Annotated in this window: 14 protein-coding genes, 1 tRNA gene and 1 pseudogene; 6 read left to right on the forward strand and 10 right to left on the reverse strand. The window is 73.0% G+C overall.

From position 1 onward, the window contains the following. Window positions 1-4: 4 nt before the first annotated feature. Window positions 5-1,669 carry an energy-dependent translational throttle protein EttA gene (ettA, locus tag G7Z13_RS12275; RefSeq protein ID WP_165998677.1) on the reverse strand — a complete coding sequence of 555 codons (1,665 nt, stop codon included), beginning with the start codon at window positions 1,667-1,669 and terminating at the stop codon, window positions 5-7. A 1,103-nt stretch (window positions 1,670-2,772) separates the two neighbouring features. Here ettA and G7Z13_RS33625 point away from each other — a divergent pair. After that, window positions 2,773-3,012 (forward strand): annotated as a pseudogene (locus G7Z13_RS33625) (DUF6415 family natural product biosynthesis protein); the annotation flags it as partial. Here the strand turns inward: G7Z13_RS33625 and G7Z13_RS12280 are convergent. From G7Z13_RS12280 to G7Z13_RS12295, 4 genes are all read right to left on the reverse strand, one after another. After that, window positions 3,003-4,418, reverse strand: coding sequence for a Cys-Gln thioester bond-forming surface protein (locus G7Z13_RS12280; protein ID WP_165998679.1), 1,416 nt, complete (start codon window positions 4,416-4,418; stop codon window positions 3,003-3,005). The pseudogene G7Z13_RS33625 and the gene G7Z13_RS12280 overlap by 10 nt on opposite strands. 257 nt (window positions 4,419-4,675) lie before the next feature. Then, complete coding sequence (locus G7Z13_RS12285) at window positions 4,676-5,203, reverse strand: single-stranded DNA-binding protein (protein ID WP_165998681.1); 528 nt, start codon at window positions 5,201-5,203, stop codon at window positions 4,676-4,678. A 206-nt stretch (window positions 5,204-5,409) separates the two neighbouring features. Next, window positions 5,410-7,623, reverse strand: coding sequence for a YfjP family GTPase (locus G7Z13_RS12290; RefSeq protein WP_165998683.1), 2,214 nt, complete (start codon window positions 7,621-7,623; stop codon window positions 5,410-5,412). 3 nt (window positions 7,624-7,626) lie between these two features. Continuing rightward, a complete protein-coding gene (locus G7Z13_RS12295) occupies window positions 7,627-9,234 on the reverse strand; it encodes a dynamin family protein (RefSeq protein ID WP_165998685.1) in 1,608 nt (535 codons plus the stop codon). A gap of 321 nt (window positions 9,235-9,555) precedes the next feature. On the opposite strand from G7Z13_RS12295, the gene G7Z13_RS12300 reads away from it, so the two are divergent. Together G7Z13_RS12300 and G7Z13_RS12305 are read left to right on the forward strand one after the other, a co-directional pair. Next, a tRNA-Arg gene (locus tag G7Z13_RS12300) sits at window positions 9,556-9,631 on the forward strand. 300 nt (window positions 9,632-9,931) lie between these two features. Next, window positions 9,932-10,252, forward strand: a complete 321-nt coding sequence (locus tag G7Z13_RS12305) for a chaplin (protein ID WP_165998688.1) — start codon at window positions 9,932-9,934, stop codon at window positions 10,250-10,252. 66 nt (window positions 10,253-10,318) lie between these two features. On the opposite strand, the gene G7Z13_RS12310 is transcribed toward G7Z13_RS12305, so the two are convergent. The 5 genes from G7Z13_RS12310 to G7Z13_RS12330 all read right to left on the reverse strand — a co-directional run bounded on the left by G7Z13_RS12310 (window position 10,319) and on the right by G7Z13_RS12330 (window position 13,915). Continuing rightward, window positions 10,319-11,185 (reverse strand): tyrosinase family protein, encoded by an 867-nt coding sequence (locus tag G7Z13_RS12310; RefSeq protein WP_165998690.1) that lies wholly within the window; start codon window positions 11,183-11,185, stop codon window positions 10,319-10,321. After that, the gene (locus G7Z13_RS12315) at window positions 11,169-11,699 is read right to left on the reverse strand and encodes a tyrosinase cofactor (RefSeq protein ID WP_165998692.1); all 531 of its coding nucleotides are present in this window, start codon (window positions 11,697-11,699) and stop codon (window positions 11,169-11,171) included. The genes G7Z13_RS12310 and G7Z13_RS12315 overlap by 17 nt, the downstream gene beginning before the upstream one ends. Before the next feature lie 511 nt (window positions 11,700-12,210). Then, complete coding sequence (locus G7Z13_RS12320) at window positions 12,211-12,501, reverse strand: hypothetical protein (RefSeq protein ID WP_165998694.1); 291 nt, start codon at window positions 12,499-12,501, stop codon at window positions 12,211-12,213. Between the two features lie 166 nt (window positions 12,502-12,667). Then, complete coding sequence (locus G7Z13_RS12325) at window positions 12,668-13,444, reverse strand: hypothetical protein (RefSeq protein ID WP_165998696.1); 777 nt, start codon at window positions 13,442-13,444, stop codon at window positions 12,668-12,670. A 231-nt stretch (window positions 13,445-13,675) separates the two neighbouring features. After that, entirely contained in the window at window positions 13,676-13,915 is a 240-nt protein-coding gene (locus tag G7Z13_RS12330; protein WP_165998698.1) for a chaplin, read from the reverse strand. 523 nt (window positions 13,916-14,438) lie between these two features. Between G7Z13_RS12330 and G7Z13_RS12335 the strand changes: the two genes are divergently transcribed. The 3 genes from G7Z13_RS12335 to G7Z13_RS12345 are packed head-to-tail and all read left to right on the forward strand — an operon-like array spanning window position 14,439 to window position 18,495. Next, window positions 14,439-15,683, forward strand: coding sequence for a glycosyltransferase (locus tag G7Z13_RS12335; protein ID WP_165998700.1), 1,245 nt, complete (start codon window positions 14,439-14,441; stop codon window positions 15,681-15,683). Then, complete coding sequence (locus G7Z13_RS12340; RefSeq protein WP_240926191.1) at window positions 15,680-17,116, forward strand: exopolysaccharide biosynthesis polyprenyl glycosylphosphotransferase; 1,437 nt, start codon at window positions 15,680-15,682, stop codon at window positions 17,114-17,116. Before G7Z13_RS12335 ends, G7Z13_RS12340 begins: the two co-directional genes overlap by 4 nt. 5 nt (window positions 17,117-17,121) lie before the next feature. After that, window positions 17,122-18,495 (forward strand): O-antigen ligase family protein, encoded by a 1,374-nt coding sequence (locus G7Z13_RS12345; RefSeq protein ID WP_165998701.1) that lies wholly within the window; start codon window positions 17,122-17,124, stop codon window positions 18,493-18,495. The last annotated feature ends 193 nt before the right edge of the window (window positions 18,496-18,688 follow it).

Consider the following 18,688-nt stretch of genomic DNA (forward strand, 5'->3'; position numbering starts at 1 on the left):
CCGATCAGCCCCGGGTCAGCTTCTTGTAGGTGGCCCGGTGCGGACGCGCGGCGTCCGGACCCAGCCGCTCGATCTTGTTCTTCTCGTACGACTCGAAGTTGCCCTCGAACCAGAACCACTTGGAGTCACCCTCGTAGGCGAGGATGTGCGTGGCGACGCGGTCCAGGAACCACCGGTCGTGGGAGACGACCACGGCGCAGCCGGGGAACTCCAGCAGCGCGTTCTCCAGGCTGCTGAGCGTCTCGACGTCGAGGTCGTTGGTCGGCTCGTCGAGGAGCAGCAGGTTGCCGCCCTGCTTCAGGGTCAGCGCCAGGTTCAGGCGGTTGCGCTCACCACCGGAGAGCACCCCGGCCGGCTTCTGCTGGTCCGGCCCCTTGAAGCCGAAGGCGGACACGTACGCCCGGCTCGGCATCTCGACCTGGCCGACGTTGATGTAGTCGAGGCCGTCGGAGACGACCTCCCACAGCGTCTTCTTCGGGTCGATGTTCTCGCGGCTCTGGTCGACGTACGAGATCTTGACGGTGTCGCCGACCTTGATCGAACCGGAGTCCGGCGTCTCCAGGCCCTGGATCATCTTGAACAGGGTGGTCTTGCCGGCGCCGTTCGGGCCGATGACACCGACGATGCCGTTGCGCGGCAGCGTGAAGGAGAGGTCGTCGATCAGGACCTTCTCACCGAAGGCCTTGTTGAGCTTCTCGACCTCGACCACGATGTTGCCCAGCCGCGGGCCCGGCGGGATCTGGATCTCCTCGAAGTCCAGCTTCCGCATCTTCTCCGCCTCGGCGGCCATCTCCTCGTAGCGGGCCAGACGCGCCTTGGACTTGGCCTGCCGCCCCTTGGCGTTGGAGCGGACCCACTCCAGCTCCTCCTTGAGGCGCTTGGCGCGCTTGGCGTCCTTCTGGCCCTCGACCTTCAGACGGGTCTGCTTGGTCTCCAGGTACGTGGAGTAGTTGCCCTCGTACGGGTAGGCGCGGCCGCGGTCGAGCTCGAGGATCCACTCGGCGACGTTGTCCAGGAAGTACCGGTCGTGGGTGATCGCGACGACGGTGCCCGGGTACTTGGCCAGGTGCTGCTCCAGCCAGTTCACCGACTCGGCGTCGAGGTGGTTGGTGGGCTCGTCGAGGAGCAGCAGGTCGGGCTGCTCCAGCAGCAGCTTGCACAGCGCGACGCGGCGCCGCTCACCACCGGAGAGGTTGGTGACGGGCCAGTCGGCCGGCGGGCAGCCCAGGGCGTCCATGGCCTGCTCCAGCTGGGCGTCGAGGTCCCAGGCGTTGGCGTGGTCCAGCTCCTCCTGGAGCTTGCCCATCTCGTCGAGCAGCGCGTCCGAGTAGTCGGTGGCCATCAGCTCGGCGATCTCGTTGAACCGGTCGAGCTTGCCCTTGATCTCGGCGACACCCTCCTGGACGTTCTCCAGGACCGTCTTCTCCTCGTTCAGCGGGGGCTCCTGGAGCAGGATGCCGACGCTGTAGCCGGGCGAGAGGAAGGCGTCACCGTTGGACGGCTGCTCCAGCCCCGCCATGATCTTCAGCACGGTCGACTTACCGGCACCGTTCGGGCCGACGACGCCGATCTTCGCCCCGGGGAGGAAGTTCAGGGTGACGTCATCGAGGATCACCTTGTCGCCGTGCGCCTTGCGCGCCTTGCGCATGGTGTAAATGAACTCAGCCAAGAGAAACCGTCCGGCAGCTTGAATCTGGCAGTGGGCAGATACAGCCCATCTTGCCTGACGGCTACCCCCTGGGGGAAACCCGTATGGAGGGGGGCGTCTGACCTGCAAATTCGCCGATGCGGCTCGGGCTCCACGGTCACTGCGGGGCGTCCTCGATCAGTCTCTGGCGCCCTCGCTGATCAGGAGCTGGCGCCTTCGCTCAACCGCGGGACGGGCCCGGCTGAGCGGGCGAAACGCGTCGCCTTCGTTGTCCGTGCCTGCCGCTATGGTGCGCCCGCCATCACGGGTGACGTTTCGGGGAGGGGCTTCGGGAGCCAAGACGGGACTGCTGGTGTACGCCGACGGCGACGTGCCGGCCATGCTGCGCCGAGCGGGGGCGGCGGACTTCGACCGGACGGCAGCCATGATCAGGCGGCTCTGTCCGGGCTCCGAGATCGAGGCGTGCGACGGCTCGAGCCTCGGGGACGGGGTGTACCCGCCGAAGGGCACGGTTTACGCGGCCAGCTGGCCGGGCGTGGAGCTCGTCGGCGATCAGGACGTGATGATCGATGCCCCCTCCAGCCTTCCGGGACACCTCGTGGCGGCAAGCGCCGGCCGGCGCCTCCTCCTGCACGCCATGCACAGCGTCGTCGACTGGCTGGCGTTCGCCGTGTGGGAGGACGGTCGTCTCGTCCGGTCCCTGAGCCTGTCTCCGGACAGCGGCATCATCGAGAACATCGGCGAACCGCTCCCCTTCGAGCTGCCCTACTGGGCCGGAGACGGCCCGGCCGACGTCATTCCCTGGCCGGACGAGGACGAAGAGCCGTACCCGCTGCCGTTCCACCCCCTGGACTTGGGCGAAGGCGCACTGCGAGCGCTCTGCGGCTTCGTCCAGGAGGGCCGTCCCGAGCCGGAGGACGTCGACGCGAACAGCATCCGACTGCACGGCTTCCATGTGCGGGGCCCGCGGCGGACCGACCCCGCAGAGCACGAAGCGCAGGTGCGAAGGGCCGTGGAAGCCATGAGCCCGCCACGGGTGTACACGTTCGCTCCCGACGGCTCGCTGATCGAGCGCGACGGTCTTCAGCACCTGGACACGCTTCGTGGGCTGACCGGCCGGAGACGAGCTGGAGACACTGACACTCCGGCCGCGCGGTCACCTCATGCCGGCCATCCCGGCCGTCGAGGGGTTGGCCTGCCGGTTTCCCGAGGACGCCGGACCGCGTGCCCGCGCGCACGCTGTGAGACGATGTCACCTCGGGCGGGCACGGCCTCGTACCGCCATGACCGGCCGTGCCAACGCGTGCCGGTCCCGTCCGACCAGTGGCGGACGAGGCCCCTCGGGCCTCTCCCGTCAGTCCTGAGCCTTGCGCTTGCGGACCAGCACCAGTGCCGCCCCACCGATCACCACCAGGCCGATGGCCACGCCGCCGATCAGCGGGGTGGTGCCGGAGCTGCCGGTCGCGGCGAGGTTGACGTCTTCCGTGGGGGCGCCGGCCGTGGCGGGGGTGGGTTCGGTGAGGGTCTGGGTGGAGACGCTGGTGTCCTCGGACTCTGCGGCCTGGGTGCGGCAGTCGAGGACACCGGTGAAGCGGTGTTCGAGGCCGGCGGGGCCGGTGATCGTGAAGTCGTAGGCCTGGTCCTCCTGGAGGGGCACCGTCACCGTGCGGGTCTCGCCCGCGGCGATGGTGTGTTCCATGCCCATCAGCTCGAAGGTGAACGGCGCGTCGCCCGTGTTCACGGCCGTGATGTCGACGCCGCCCTCGGCGCAGTTCTCCGCCGCGGAGAGGGCCGGTACGGCACCGGCCTCCGCCCAGGTCGCGGTGGCCGTCGCGGACACGGTCGACTCGCTGGAACCGGCGAGGATCTGCGTCTGGCTGCGGCTTTCGGAGGCGAAGGCGCGGCCCACCGGCACGGTGGTGGAGGCCTGTACGGTCAGCTCGGTCGAGCCGTCCGCCGCGTCCGCGGGCACGTCGAAGAAGAGCTGGGTGCCGTCCTGCGCCGCGGTCACCGGCTTGCCGTCCTTCCCGACGACCCGTACGCCGCTGGTGGCGGCGTCGGCCGGCGGGGTCACCCGGACGCTGTCCGCGTTGGTGTTCACCGTGACCGGGCCGAGGAGCGCGCCGGGGCGGCCGGAGAGCGCGGGCGGGTCGAGGGTGAGGGAGGCCTCGGGCTCCGTGGTGTCGCGGGCGCTGTCCTGAAGGTAGTCCGCGAGCTTCTCGGCCTGCGGGTCGACGGCCTCGACGTCCACGCCGTCCGAGTAGCGCCAGATCGCGACCTGGGTGCCCGCCGCGGCGTCCTGCTCGCTGAGGCCGCCGCTCACACCGGCCTTGCGCGCGAGCGCCGCCAGGTCGTTGACCTGCGGGTAGGAGTTCTGCAGGATCCAGCGGATACGGCCCGCGTCCTCGTTCGCGCCGAGCGACGTGCCGCTCCACGGCGTCTCGTGGTACTTGGCGTCCTTCTGCGTGGGGTTGTGGATGTCGACGCAGTAGGTCTGCAGGGTGCCGCCGCCCTCGACGGACATCTCGAACAGCCCCGCCGACAGCTCCTGGTCGCCCGCGTCGCTGTGCACCACGGCGGGGCCGTACGTCTTCAGGCCGCCGATGGTGGCGGTCGCGCCACCCTGGGCCCGGCCCGCCGTCTCGTCGGCCGCGGCCCGTCCGGCGGTGGCCGTCAGGGTCGCCACGGTCAGTCCGGACACCAGCGTCGCGGCGGCGATACCGGCCGCCCCTCGCCCGCACACGGACCGTGCGGAGAACGAAGCAAACACAGAATTCCCCTTCGAGCAGGACCGGTTGACGTGGGGCGCGGTCCCGCCAGCAGAGTGGTCAAGCCCCAGGAGCCATGTCCGGCATCCTAGGTAGGCGCGCGTACCGCCTTTCCCGGTGATCCCTTCAGAGCGGTGATCCGACTCGTAATCGTTATCGCGCGGACCGACTTGAGCTGGGCTTACCGACAAATCCACGGGGTGTTTCAGGCATTCGTCGATAAGCCAGCACTTCGGTCAGGTGGGGGCGTCACCTGACATTACGTCACCAGCGCTGCTCGCGGCCGCTGTTGCCCGGCGACCGCGTCGGCGCTGGACGAATCGTCCGCCGGTGTCTCCCAGTCGGGCTCCGGGCGCGGTGACGAGGAGGTCGGCTCCCCCGCCGTATCGGCCGGCCCCGCCGGTCCCGTCGCGCCCGCTGCTCCCTCCGCACGCCCCGTGCGGCGGAACGCCGCCGTGCCCCGTGCCAGATCGTGGCCGATCGCCACGGCGTCGATGTCCGCCCAGGTGCGGCTCTGTCCCTCCCGCATGTCGGTGCGCACCTTGAGGCGGCCCTGCACCACCACCGGCTCCCCCAGGTTCAGCGAGGACATCACATTCGTGGCGAGCTGGCGGTTGGCCCACACGGTGAAGAAGTTGGTGTGGCCGTCCGTCCACGCGTTCTTCTCACGGTCCAGATAGCGCGCGGTCACCGCCAGCCGGAACCGCGCCGACGCTCCCGTCGGCGTCTCCCGGTAGACCGGCTGGGTCGCCACGTTCCCGACCGCGCAGATGATCGTCTCGTTCATCGTCAGCCCCTCCCTCGTACGGGCCCTCCCGTACGCGGCGTCGTCTGGTCCGGCGACCGCGTCCGTCGCGGTCGCCGCGCCCCCAGACTGCCCGCCTTCCGCCGGGCCCGCCGCGGCCTGTGGACCCGCCCCCGGGATGTGGAAAACCCCGCCACCCACACGGGTGACGGGGTATGCCCCGCCCCTCCCCCCTACATGCACCACCTCTACGGCGCCCCCGCCCCGATGACCCTCCCGTACTGCTCCCGCACCTCCCGGTACCGCAGCAGCTCCGCCGCCACCGGATCCAGCACCCGGGCCCGCCCGCACCCGGCGGCCGCCTCCCGCAACCGCCGTTCCGCCTCCATCCCGTACCGCCGGGCAGGCCCCCGCGCCGCCAGCCGGCAGCTCCACTCCACCAGCGGCCCGCCGACGATCCCGGCCACCATCAGCAGCACCGGCACCCCGAGGTTCGGCGACATGACCCCGACGATCTGCCCGACCAGCCACAACCCGCCGATGACCTGGAGGATCGTCATCGACGCCTGCGCGAGCACCGCCACCGGCCACCAGCCGGGCCGCGGCGGACGCCCCGCGGGCAGTGCGGTCCGCGCCGCCAGCTCGTCCAGCGCCTCGGGCAGTCCCTGCGCGCCCCGTACGGCCGCCTCCCGCACCGCCTGCGCCCAGGGCGCGGGCAGCCCGGCCGCCGCGCGGTCGGCCACCGTCCGCACCGCCTGCTCGACCCGCTGCCGCGCGGTGGCCTCCTCGTCGGCCTGCGCCCGGACCGGCATACGACCCGTGGACGGTTCCCGCCGGCCGTGGCACCACCGCCACAGCCGCAGCCACGGCGTGCCGCACGCGCGGTTGGCGTTGCGCAGCCAGGCCCGCTCGGCGGCCTCCCCGGCGGCGGTGGCGCCCACCGCGTCAGCGAGCCGCGCGGAGAACTCGTCCCGCGCCGCCTCGCTGAGCCCGGCGCGCCGGCCGGTGGCGTAGACGGGCCGCAGCCGCCACGCGGCGGCGTCCAGGTCGGCGGCGATACGCCGCGCGGGGGCGGCGCGCTCGGCGACGAACTGGCCGAGCGCCTCGCGCAGTTCACCGACGCCGTCCCCGGTCAGCGCGGACAGCGCCAGCACGGTCGCGCCGGGCTCGCCGTACTCCCCGAGGGCGATGCCGTCCTCGTCGAGCAGCCGCCGCAGGTCGTCGAGGACCTGCTCGGCGGCCTCACCGGGCAGCCGGTCGATCTGGTTCAGGACGACGAACATGATCTCGGCGTGCCCGGCCATGGGCCGCAGATAGCGCTCGTGCAGCACGGCGTCGGCGTACTTCTCCGGGTCCACGACCCAGATCACCGCGTCGACCAGGGCGAGCACCCGGTCCGCCTGCTCGCGGTGGCGCACGGCCGCCGAGTCAAGGTCGGGCAGGTCCACCAGGACCAGCCCGCGCAGCTGCCCGTCGACGTCCGCGTGCTGCGCGGGGCGGCGGCGCAGCCGGGGCGGGATGCCCAGCCGGTCGATGAGGGGCGCCGCCCCGTCGCTCCAGCTGCACGCGATGGGCGACGACGTGGTGGGGCGCCGTACGCCGGTCTCCGAGATGGTCACTCCGGCCAGCGTGTTGAACAGCTGTGACTTGCCGCTGCCGGTCGCGCCCGCGAGGGCGACGACGGTGTGCTGCCCGGACAGCCGGCGCCGCGCGGCCGCCTCGTCGAGCACGCGGCCCGCCTCGGCGAGCGTCCGGCTGTCGAGCCGGGTGCGGGAGAGCCCCACGAGTTCCCGCAGCGCGTCCAGCCGCGACCGCAGTCGCCCGTCGAACACCGGCGTGGGCGGCTCGCCGTGCGCCCCGCCCAGCCCGCCGATGCGGGTCTCGGACACGGTGACCGGCTCGGCCGTGACGGCCCCTTCGGTGACCCGCCGCGCGATCAGCCCGTCGTCCCAGGCGATGCCGGACTCCGGACGGCCGGTACGAGCCCCAGGGGCACCGCCGCCCTTCCCACGCGTGCCGCCCTTCCCCGCGCGGCCGTTCCCCTCTCGGTCCTCCCCTCCGCCGTCCTTGCCTCCGCCGTCCTTTTCTCCGACGCCTTTCTCCCCGCCACGCGTGTCCCCCGCCATGCCGCCCGTCCCGCTCCCCTTCGCACCGCGCCCTTCGACATCGCCCTCCACGCGGGATCCGCCCTTCCCATCGCCCTCCACACAGGAGGTGCCTTTCCCGTCGTCCTCCGCGCGAGCGGCGCCCGTCTCCTCACTCTCCGCGCGCACACCTGCCTCCCCTGGCTCCCGGCCCTCGCCGGCGGCCTGCTCCTCCGTAGCGCGTCGCTCGGTGTGACGGGAGTTACCAGCGTGAGCGGAGTGACTGGCGTGACCTGAGTGGCCCACGCACCCCTCACGGTCCGAGCGACCCCCCTGATCAGCGTGCTCGGTGTGGTCCTGGTCCGTGACGGCGGTCACCGGTCACCTCTCCTTCTGCAGTACGGACAGCGCGGCGATGAGTTCGGCCTGCGGCTCGGGGTGGACGTCGAGGGCGTCGAGCGGGGCGAGACGGCGTTCGCGCTCGGCGTGGATCACGCGGTCCAGGTACTCGGCGAGCAGCCGCCCGCCCCGGTCCCGCAGTCGCAGCGCCCCGTGCGCACCGATCCGCTCGGCCAGGCCCTCGCCCGCCGACCGGGCCCGGCGGCCGCCGAGCAGCGCGGTGGCGACGAGGGCGGCGACCACCTCGGGGTCGGGCGCGGGGGTGCGGTCGAGCTCGCGCACCTCCTCCTCGGCGTACTCCTCCAGCTCGCGCCGCCACCGCCGTACGGCCATCCCGATCCGGTGTTCGGCGCAGTCCGGCCCGGTGTCGGGGTCGGCGAGTTCGGGGGCGCCCGCGGCGGGTTCGCGCCGCCAGGCGTCGTGGACACGCTCGTCGGCGGCGGTGACGGCGCACAGCAGCAGGTCGCCGAGGCTGTCCACGAGCGCGTCCAGCAGTTCCCCGGCGGTGCAGTCGAGCGGGAAGGCACGCCACCGCTTGAGGGCGTTGCCGGCGAGTACGGCCCCGGACTGGAGGCGGCTGCGCACGCGCGCGTGCTCGCTGTCGTAGGCGGTGTCGACGGCGGAGGTGAGGCGCAGGGCGGCGGAGTACTGGGCGGCGGCGGCGCTGGCCAGCTCGGGCATCCGGGACTTCAGGGAGTCGAGGACGCCGTACGCGGTGCGGGCCATGGCGTGCTGGCGGGCGGCGGGGTCCTGGGCCTGGTGGACGAGCCAGGTGCGCAGCGGTGCGACGGCGGTGGCGGGCAGCAGTCCGCCGCCCCAGGCGGACTCGGGCAGCTCGGGCACGGTGAACCGGGGCACGTGGCCGAGGCCGGCCTTGGTGAGCAGGGCGCCGTACTGCCGGGAGACCTCGGAGACCACCTGGTGGGGCACTCGGTCGAGCACGGTGACCAGCGTCACCTGGTACTCCTTGGCGGTGCGCAGCAGATGCCAGGGGACGGCGTCGGCGTAGCGGGCCGCCGTGGTGACCATGACCCAGACGTCCGCGGCGCAGAGCAGCTCGGCGGCGAGGACGCGGTTGTCGGCGACGAGGGAGTCGATGTCGGGCGCGTCGAGCAGGGCGAGGCCGGGCGGCAGGGTCTCGGCGGTCTCGATGCGCAGTACGCGCGCGGGGTTCTCGCCGGGGAGCAGCAGGTCGTCGCTCGCCTCCTGCTGGGGTACCCACACGCGCGTGAGGTCGGGCAGCACCCGCATGCCGCTGAACCAGTGATGGTCCTCCGGGTGGCAGACCAGCACGGGCGTCCGTGTCGTCGGCCGCAGCACACCCGCCTCGCTGACCCGCCGCCCCACGAGCGAGTTGACGAGCGTCGACTTCCCGGCCCCGGTGGATCCCCCGACGACGGCGAGCAGCGGTGCTTCCGGCTGTCTCAACCGGGGCACCAGGTAGTCGTCGAGCTGGGCGAGCAGTTCGTCGCGGTTGGCACGCGCGCGTGGGGCCCCCGCCAGGGGCAGCGGGAAGCGTGCGGCGGCGACGCGGTCGCGCAGCGCGGAGAGTGCGTCGAGCAGCTGAGGCCGTACGTCCAAGGTCACCACATGCGAAGAATGCCCAATTTTATGGGATTTCTGAAGCATATGAGCATGTCTGCGCGCCGACAGGACACAAGGGACGGAAGGGACGACCGGGACAGGACGGCAGCGCAGGCATAACGAGTGCACAACACCCGGTGCGCGAGGCGTCAAAAGCGCTGCACGATTCGTACCTGCCTGCGATTATCAGGACCGCTTCACCGAACCTCCACATCGAGCCACGGAGGCGAAGCAACAGGGTCAAGGATCCGGGAGCCCTATCCTTGTCCCCGGCAACGTCACGGATCAGCCCACACCCGGGCACCACGACAGAGGCCACCACACCCGGCCCCCGTAGCTCAGTGGATAGAGCAGGCGCCTTCTAAGCGCTTGGCCGCAGGTTCGAGTCCTGCCGGGGGCGCCAGTCTCCACCCTCCGTCCGGGGGGGTTTTCGGCCGGTGCCGGTCGGTGGCGCTCGGCACACGCCAGCCCTGTGATCTCGTCGCCGCGCGCGCAGCGAGCCCAGCCGTGCGCCGCCACCGCCGTCGCCCGCCGTCCGGCTCAGCGATGCGCTTTTCGTACCCCCACGACGCCCACCCGCGCGGCCTTGTTCAAGACGGGTGATCCCGGTCCGATCCGCGTGACCCGCCATGTTCCGCCGCGTTGAACGGGGAGTGCGACGGCGCGACCGGCCGTCGCGTTCCCCGAATCTAAGGAGAACGAGATGTCTCGCATCACAAAGGCAACCGGTGTTGCGCTGGGCACGGGCGCCATGGTCCTCAGCGGGGCGGGTCTGGCCATGGCCGACGCCGGCGCGAAGGGCGCTGCCGTCCACTCGCCGGGCGTGCTGTCGGGCAACCTCGTCCAGGTCCCGGTTCACGTGCCGGTCAATGTGTGCGGCAACACCGTCAACATCGTCGCCCTGCTGAACCCCGCCTTCGGCAACGCCTGCGCCAACATCGACGAGGACAAGGGCGAGAACAGCGACAAGAACGCGGCCAAGAAGAAGAACGCCGAGAAGAAGGACACCGGCTACGGCAGCTGACGCGTCCATGGCAGAGCCCCGGCACCCCCGAGCGCCGGGGCTCTGGCGCGTCCGCGCCGCACCGGATCACGCGTACCGGTAGATGCTCGCGTGGTCCTCCAGGTCGTTCGGCGTCACGTCCCAGGGCGGCAGTTTCTCGTGCCGTGCCACGATCCGGCCCCGCTGCGGGTCGCCGGGCCCCGGCTGTTGTGCCGGCAGATAACGGTGCTCGCGGTGCCTGCGCTGCCAGCGCGACCACACCAGGTCGACGAAGGCGTGGTGCAGCCAGAACGCCGGGTCGTTGACGGACGCGCCGCCGACCATCACCCCACCGACCCACCGGTGCACCCGGTTGTGGTTGTGCCACGAGGCGCTGCCCCGGCCTGCGCCCCAGCCTTCCAGCTTGTTGCGGAAGCCTTTGGTGACCCTCGAGTCCCAGGGCGAGGCGTCGTAGACGGGGTCCTTCATCGCCCATTCCAGTTCGTCCCTGGTGGGCAGGTCGATGGGATCGCGGGCCCGGCCGAGGTCGCGCGTCAGGAACTCGCCGTCGGTCACACCGACCTTCAGCTTCCAGTTGCCCCGTGCGTAGGCGAACGGCCCGGTCATCACCTGCCGGTCGGAGGGCCGCCCGTTGCCGCCCAGCAGGTCCTCGGTCCACGGCACGGAGGACGGTGCGCGGTTCCGGGTCCAGTCCCAGTACGGCACGGACACCGAATCGTCGATCCGGCGGAGCGCCTTCTCGAGCTCCAGCAGGAACTTCCGGTGCCAGGGCAGGAAGGAGGGCGCCATGTGCGCCGTACGCAGGCCCCGTTCGCCGTCGGCGACGTAGTACTCGATGTGCATCCGCACGAACTCGTCGTACTCGCCGCGGCGTTTGAGTTCCAGCAGTGCCATGACGAACCGGCGCCGCTCGGTGCGGGTCAGTGTGCTGACGTCCTTACGCGTGTACGCCATGACGCTCCTCCTCGTGGTGGCCGGCGGCGGGGTCCACGTAGCGCAGTCGCTGGGCCGGCCCCAGTTCGTCGACGGCCGCGCGGGCGGCTTCCAGCGGGGTCGGGTACGAGCAGTAGTGGTCGACCATGCTGAGCCAGCCACCGTCGGCGCGGCGCATCAGGTGCAGAGGGCGGCCGTCGACGGTTACCTGCCACGATCCGGCGCCGAAGGCGGGGCCGGCGGTGCCGACGGGCATGCCACGGATGCGCCGGCTCCGGTAGACCTCGTCGAAGGCGAGGTCCGCGCGGTCCCGGGGGTTCGCCGGGTCCACGAGGTTCGCGGGTGGTTCCTCACGGCGCGCGGGGAGGGACGCCACCGCCAGGGGGGCGACACCCAGGATGGCGGCCGAGGCCACCAGGCCGCGCACCAGGTCGCGCCGGGACGCGCACGTGGCGTCCGGTCCCGGCGGTCCGGTGCCCGCGGAAGCCGGTCCGCCCTCCGTGTCCGTCGTGGGTCCGCCGACGCTGACGACCATCGTGTGCTCCTCGTCCGGTTCGGTTGTCCGTACGGGACTAACCGGCCGCCCCTCCCGCCGGTCACCGTCCCGGACCGCGACACGCCCGCGAACAGGCGAAAGGCGGCTCGGGCGGAGGGCTCCACACCACGCCCGGTCCCTGCCCTCCGCTCCCCGGGGTGACGCGGCGACCGGCGTCCGGCCGGTCAGCGTCCGATGGCAGTCGTCGGTCGTGCGTTTGTCAGCCGTCGGCTGTCAGCTGGTCCAGACGTCCCCCCATGAAGGGATGGGAGCCGTGGCCGTTGGGGGTGGTGGTCACCGCGCGCCCTCTCGGCGGACCGAAGCCTCGCCGGGGGTGTTCCCACCCCTGCGGGCGTTGGCCGGTCGGGTCTCCGCACGGGCGAGGGACGGCGTCTGCGCGCCGGTTCGACAGCGGGGCCGGGCGGGGGCCGGTTCCCGGTACGGCGGAAACGGCCGCGGCCGGTTCCTGGTGGGGGAGGACCGGCCGCGCGGGACGTCGTGGAGGGGCCCGTCAGGCCTGCAGCGGCATGCCGCCGAGCAGGCTGCCCCTGTCGTTGAGCGTGTCGGAGGTGTCGTTCACGGTGTGCAGCAGGGAGTTCTTGTTCTTACTGTCGAGCACGCGCGACTGGTGCTGGAACGGCATCGCGTCCGCGAGCGTCACGCGGTCGCTGGTCAGCGTGTGCCAGCCGCCGTTGCGGCTGTTCGGCGTGCGGTCCCCGGTGTCGTGGGCGAACGCGGGCGAGGCGGCACCGGCGAGGACCATGGATCCGGCGACGACAGCGGCGGCCTTCAGGGATTTCATCGTGTTTCCTCTCTTCGGCAACTGATGTCGCCGGGGCATTGCGGACGCCGTGCCCAACGATGCCCGGGGCGGCTCGGACACTCCGCGCCCCGAAGACATATGAACGGTCGCCCGGCCGCCGCGTGGACGGCCCGGTGACTCGGCCGGTGCCGGAGAGGCCGGGGGATCAGGAGGTGGACGTCGACAGGCTCGTCGACAGGGACGTCGTCGACAAGGACGTCGTCGGCAGGGGTGGGAGGGCCACGGGCAGCGAGAGCGTGGCGGCGGACAGGTCGGTGAGGGCGGGCTCGGCCGGTGTGGTGTCGACCAGCGTGGTGGTCAGGGCGTCGACCAGCTGGTCGAGCACCTCGTCGGAGGCCGGGACCACCAGCTCGGTCTCGTCGGAGGTGGCGGCCACGAGCAGCTCGTCGACGGCCTTTTGCAGGGCGTCCAGCAGCTCGTCCAGGAAACCGGTCGTGACGGCCTCGTCCTCGCTGTCGGCGAGGGAGGTCGGTGCCGGGAGCGCGGCGGGTGGTGCGGAGGACACGGGGGCCGCGGGCACGGCCGGGGAAGACGACGCCGCCGGGGAGGGGGCGGCCGGCACGAGGGGGGCGGCCGGGGAGGCGTCGGGGACCGGCGTCGCGGAAGGCAGGGCGGTGGCCTGGGCGAGGGACTCCTTCACGGCCACGGCGAGCTTGTCGGCCTCAGCGTCGGTGAGCCGGCCGGCGTCGGCCTCGAGCACGGTGGTGAGCACGTCGGTGACCGGGTCGAGCACGGTACCGAGGTCGCCGAGCGCTGCCGTACGGGCGAGCAGCTCCTCCGCACCGGGAAGACCCGTTCCGGACGCGGCTCGGACACGTGCGGTGTCCTGATCGGCCGCCAGCGCGGACGGTCCGGCGATCCCGATGACAACGGTGGCGCAGAGGGCGGTGCAGGCGATGCGCCGAACGGACAGACCGCGCATGAGTGTTCCTTCCGGTTGCGTCGGACTTTGCGTCCACGGTGCGAGCGGACATCGCTGCCTGCAACCGGCACACACGCACCGCGCGCATCGGCTTCGTCGGCATCATCCCTGCTGAGGGGGCTCGTGGAGCACCACGCACCAAGCGGCACCCGCACCCCTCCATTCGGGTCGGCGCACACGGGCCGGCCGCCCTCCAGGGGAGGGCGGCCGGCCTCATGGGGTGATGCGACGTCAGTCGTTGACGCAGACGTTGCCGAACGCCGGGTTCAGCGCGGCGATGACGTTCACGGTGTTGCCGCACACATTGACCGGCACGTGAACCGGGACCTGGACGACGTTGCCGGACAGCACGCCCGGGGAGTGGGCGGCCGCGCCCTTGGCGCCGGCGTCGGCTGCGGCCGCACCGGCGGTGCCGGCAACCGCGGCAACGGCGGCGGACGTCAGAACCAGGCCCTTCGCGATACGCGACATGGAGAAATGCTCCTTGGGTTGACACACACCCGGGCGGATGCCCGGCGCTGTGTCAACGCGCGGGAGGCGCCCGGGTTCCGCCTCCGAAGGAGTGATCTCACCGAGAGAGCACTCCACCATTTCGACACACTTGTCTCGTTTCGCCGGATTAATTCGGACAATGACTAGAGTTGCGGATCACTCGACGCACCCGTAGTGCCAGCCGATCGCACGAAAGGGCCACAGCCGGTCATGCGCAACTCCCTGGGCGAGCGGAAGCCGACGCAGGACGACGGGTGGGCCCCGACCGCGGAACCCGGCGGCCGGCGGCGGCTCGTCCGCCGTCACCGGACGGGCACCCGCCGTCGCACCCCGGACACCTCCGTTCTCGGTGAGGCCTTGGGCAACGGTCGTAACCAGCCGGGCGTCCGGCTCGTTCCACAGGCCGACGCGGCGAGGGCCGACGTGCTGTTCGCCGCCGGCTCACGGAAATGAGGAGCGTTCCCGCCCGTACCGAGCACCGTCCGTGAGCGAGGAACCGCGCATGCACCAGTCAGCACCCGACCCCTGGCCACGGGTCCTTCATCTCACCCAGCCCGTCGACGGCGGCGTGGCCCGGGTCGTCGCCGACCTGGCGGCAGCTCAGCTCGCGGCCGGCATGCGGGTGACCGTCGGCTGCCCCGAGAGCCGCTTCGCCGACCGGTTGCGGTCGGCGGGCGTCGACGTCCGGACGTGGCGGGCCACCCGGGCGCCCGGGCCCTCGCTCGTGGGTGAGGTACGGCGGCTGGCCCGCCTCGTCGCCGAGGTGCGGCCCGACTTGGTGCACGCGCACAGTGCCAAGGCGGGACTGGCCGGGCGGCTGGCGGTGCGCGGGCGCATTCCCACCGTGTTCCAGCCGCACGCCTGGTCGTTCGAGGCGGTCGGCGGGGTCACCGGGGCGCTGGCGCTCCGGTGGGAGCGGCACGGGGCCCGGTGGGCGCACCGGACGGTGTGTGTGAGCGAGGCGGAGCGGGAGACCGGGCTGCGTGCCGGGATCGACGGGCGCTGGTCGGTGATCCCCAACGGCGTCGACCCGCACCGCTTCCGTCCCGCCCCCGACCCCTTCTCCGCCCTCGACTGCGAATCCTCCTCCGGCCCCCGCTCCGGCCCCGGCCATGGGGCCCGCTCCGACGCCGGTGCCGTACGCGCCGCGCTGCTGCCGGGCACCGGTCCGCGGGTCCCGCTGGTCGTCTGCGTCGGCCGGCTGTGCCGGCAGAAGGGGCAGGACGTCCTGCTCGACGCCTGGGGGGCGGTCCGCGCCCGCGTGCCGGACGCACGGCTGGTGCTGGTCGGCGACGGCCCGGATCGTGACCGGCTGAAGCCTCCCGCGTCCGTACGGCTCGTCGGTGCCGTCGCCGATGTCGTCCCCTGGTACCAGGCGGCCGATCTGGTCGTCCTGCCGTCGCGCTGGGAGGGCATGGCACTGGCTCCGCTGGAGGCGATGGCCTGTGGCCGGCCGGTGGTGGTGACGGATGTGGACGGCGCCCGGGAAAGCCTGCCGCTCGCGCTGCGCCCGCACTGCCTGGTGCCCGCGGGCGACCCGGCGGCGCTCGCCGCGGCCGTCGTCCGGCTGCTGCTCGACCCGCCGCTGCGCGCCTCGCTCGGCCGGCGGGCGCGCCGTCACATCCAGTCCGCGCACGACGCGCGGCACACGGCCGCGGCGGTCGCGGACCTCTACCGTGACCTGCTCGGCAGGGGCCCCGGGGCACGTGTCGTGCCCACCGAGTACAGGGAGTCCATCCACTCGTGAGTACGGAAAGTACTGCCGAAAGCACGGTGCCCTCCCCCGGGGCCCAGCCCTGGGGCAAGGGATACCGGCCCGTCTCGGTGCTGCCGGCCCGCCGCCGGGGTCCCGGCTTCCGGTTCCCGGCCCGGCGTCCCCCGGCGCGGCCCGGCGCGCCGCTGCCGCTGCTCCTCGCGGACCTGCTGGCCGCCCTGCTGGGCTGCCTCGCCCTCGCCGGACACCACCGTCCGGTCCTCATGGCGCTCCTGGTCTCCGCCGCGCTGCTGCTGCGCCCGCACCGGCCGCCGCGCCGGACGCAGGGCGTGCTGGACGAACTGCCCTCCGTGTGCGGCAGGATCGCGGTGGCCTGGCTGGCGCTGGCCGCGCTGGTCGCGGCGTACGCCCCGCACCACGCGCTGTCCGCCCGCACCCTCGCCGCCGGCTGCGCGACGCACTGCGCGGCCGCTCTCACCGGGCGGGCCGTCGTGCACTGGCGGCGGCGCGCCGCGCTGCTGCGCCGGCCGCGGGCCGCGCTGGTCGTCGGTCCCGCCCGGACCGCGCAGCGGGTGGCCGCCGCGGTGCTGCGGCATCCGCGCTGCGGGGTGCGCCCGGTGGGGATCGTGGCCGAGCGGCTGGACGACGTCGACGGGCTGCCGGTACTGACCACCGTCGGGGAGGTCCAGCGGGCGCTGATCCAGAATTCCGTACGGGACGTCCTGGCCGTGCATCCGTCGGTGCGGACCGAGCAGGGGCCGCTGCTGCGGCAGCTCGCCGAGTCGGGGTGCGCGGTGTGGGAGATCGACGCGGACTCGCCGTCGTACGCGGCCCCCGACCGGATCGCCGGATTCGCCTGCCGACGCCTGGAGCCGGGGCCCGGGTGGCGCGGCAGCGCCGGCAAGCGGCTCCTGGACGTCGTCGTGTCGGGGCTGCTGCTGGTGGTGGCGAGTCCGCTGCTGCTGGTGTGCGCGACGGTGCTGCGGCTGGGCGACGGGCCCGGTGTGGTGTTCCGGCAGGAGCGCATCGGCAAGGACGGGCTCCCCTTCACCCTGCTGAAGTTCCGCACCCACCGGCCGGCCGACGCGCGTGAGGCGGCGACCCGGTGGAGCGTGGCGAACGAACGGGACATGCCGTGGTTCTGCCGCTTCCTGCGCCGCACCTCGCTGGACGAGCTGCTCCAGCTGTGGAACGTCTTCCGCGGTGACATGAGCCTGGTCGGTCCGCGTCCGGAACGCCCCTACTTCGTCGGCCAGTTCAGCCAGGCGTACCCCGGCTACGCGGCCCGTCACCGGATGCCGACCGGCATCACCGGCCTCGCCCAGGTCAACGGGCTGCGCGGGGACACCTCCATCGAGGACCGGGCCCGCTTCGACAACGCCTACATCGACGACTGGTCGCTGTGGCAGGACGTGTGCATCCTGCTGCGCACCGCGGCGGCGCTGGTCCGGCCGACGGGGAGCTGAGCCGGATGAGTCACGCTCAGCCACCCGCCGGGTGGCGCGCCCCTCGCCCGCTGTCGCCGGTGCTGCCGGTGGTGGCCGTGGTCGCGCTGCTCGCGCTGCCCGTCGCCCCTGGCGACGAGGGCGGAGCCGGTCCCGCGGACGTGCTGTCCGCGCTGGTCGTCGTCTTCTGCGGGGTCCGGCTGCTGCGGCAACGGCGGCGCCCCCTGACCCGGACCGCGGCCGTCGTGCTCGGAGCGCCGGTCGTCGGGCTCGCCTTCGCCGCGGCGGGTGCGGCCTCGCCGGGCGGCGGGCTCACCGGCCTCAGCCGCTACCTCCAGGTGTTCGTCCTGGTCCCGGCCGCCGTGGCCCTGCTCATCCGCGACCGGCGCGACTTCCGGCTGCTCGCCTGGTCGCTCGTGGGACTCGCGGTGTGGCAGGGGGCGGTCGGTGTGCACCAGTACGTGACCGAGACCGGCGCCTCCTACCAGGGCCGTCCGATCCGCGCGGTCGGCACCTTCGGTCCGCAGGACATCATGGGGATGGCGACCGTGGTGTCCCTCGGACTGGTGTGCGCGGTCGGGCTCGCCCTCGGCCGCGACCGCGCCGTACGGCACCGCGTCTGCGCCCTCGCCTGCGCCCTGGGCCTGCTGCTGCCGCTCGCCCTCTCCTTCAGCCGGGGCGCCTGGATCGCCACGGCGGTGACCTGCCTGACGCAGCTGGTGATGGCCGGACTGCGGCGGGCGCTGCGGGTGGCGGCCGTGGTGGTGGCCGCGGGGGTGGTCCTGGTCGGCGGGTTCGGCGTCGGCACGGCCATGCTGCAGGAGCGGCTCGCCAGCATCACCCAGGTCACGGAGGCGCCCGACCAGTCGGTCACCGACCGGTACACGCTGTGGGCGGCGGCCGCCGGGATGTGGCACGAACGGCCGCTGACCGGGGTCGGGCTGAAGGGCTTTCCCGAATACCGGGACACGCACGCCTCGCTGGCGCTGTCGGCGGGCAGCGACACGGAGGGCGCGGGCGCGGCCTTCCGCAAGCAGCCGCTGCTGTCCCCGCACAACATGTACCTGCTGGTGCTCAGCGAACAGGGGATCATCGGCCTGTCGGCATTCGTGGGCAGCTGGTGCGTGCTGCTGGTGTGCGCGCTGCGCGGGCTGTGGCGGGTGCGGGCGGGCTGGCCCCGCAGCACCGGGCGATCGCGGGGAGCGGGCCTGGACTGTGCGTCGGTGGCCTGCGGGCTGCTCGTGTGGCAGCTCACCGACTTCCTGTACGCCGACATCGGCGGCCCCTCCGCCGTCCTGACCGCCGTCTGCTTCGGACTCGTCGCGTGGTGGGCGCTGGCCGGGGCCCCCGCGGGGGGCACGCCGGCCGGGATCCGCCCGGAGGAGGCACCCGCGCGATGACGGTGACACCGCCCCGGGTGCCCCGGCCGGACAGCCGTGGGGACACCGGTCACCGGGAAGCCCAGGGGGTCCAGGAGTCCCCGGGTCCCGTCCCTGCCCCGGTGACCGCGGACCCGCCCGCCGCCCCGAACGCCCCGAACGCCCTGAGCGCCGCAGAGGCCGCGATGCCCACGAGTGACCCGGGCGCCGCGGC

Origin of the sequence: Streptomyces sp. JB150 (assembly GCF_011193355.1) — a bacterium.
Lineage (GTDB): Bacteria > Actinomycetota > Actinomycetes > Streptomycetales > Streptomycetaceae > Streptomyces.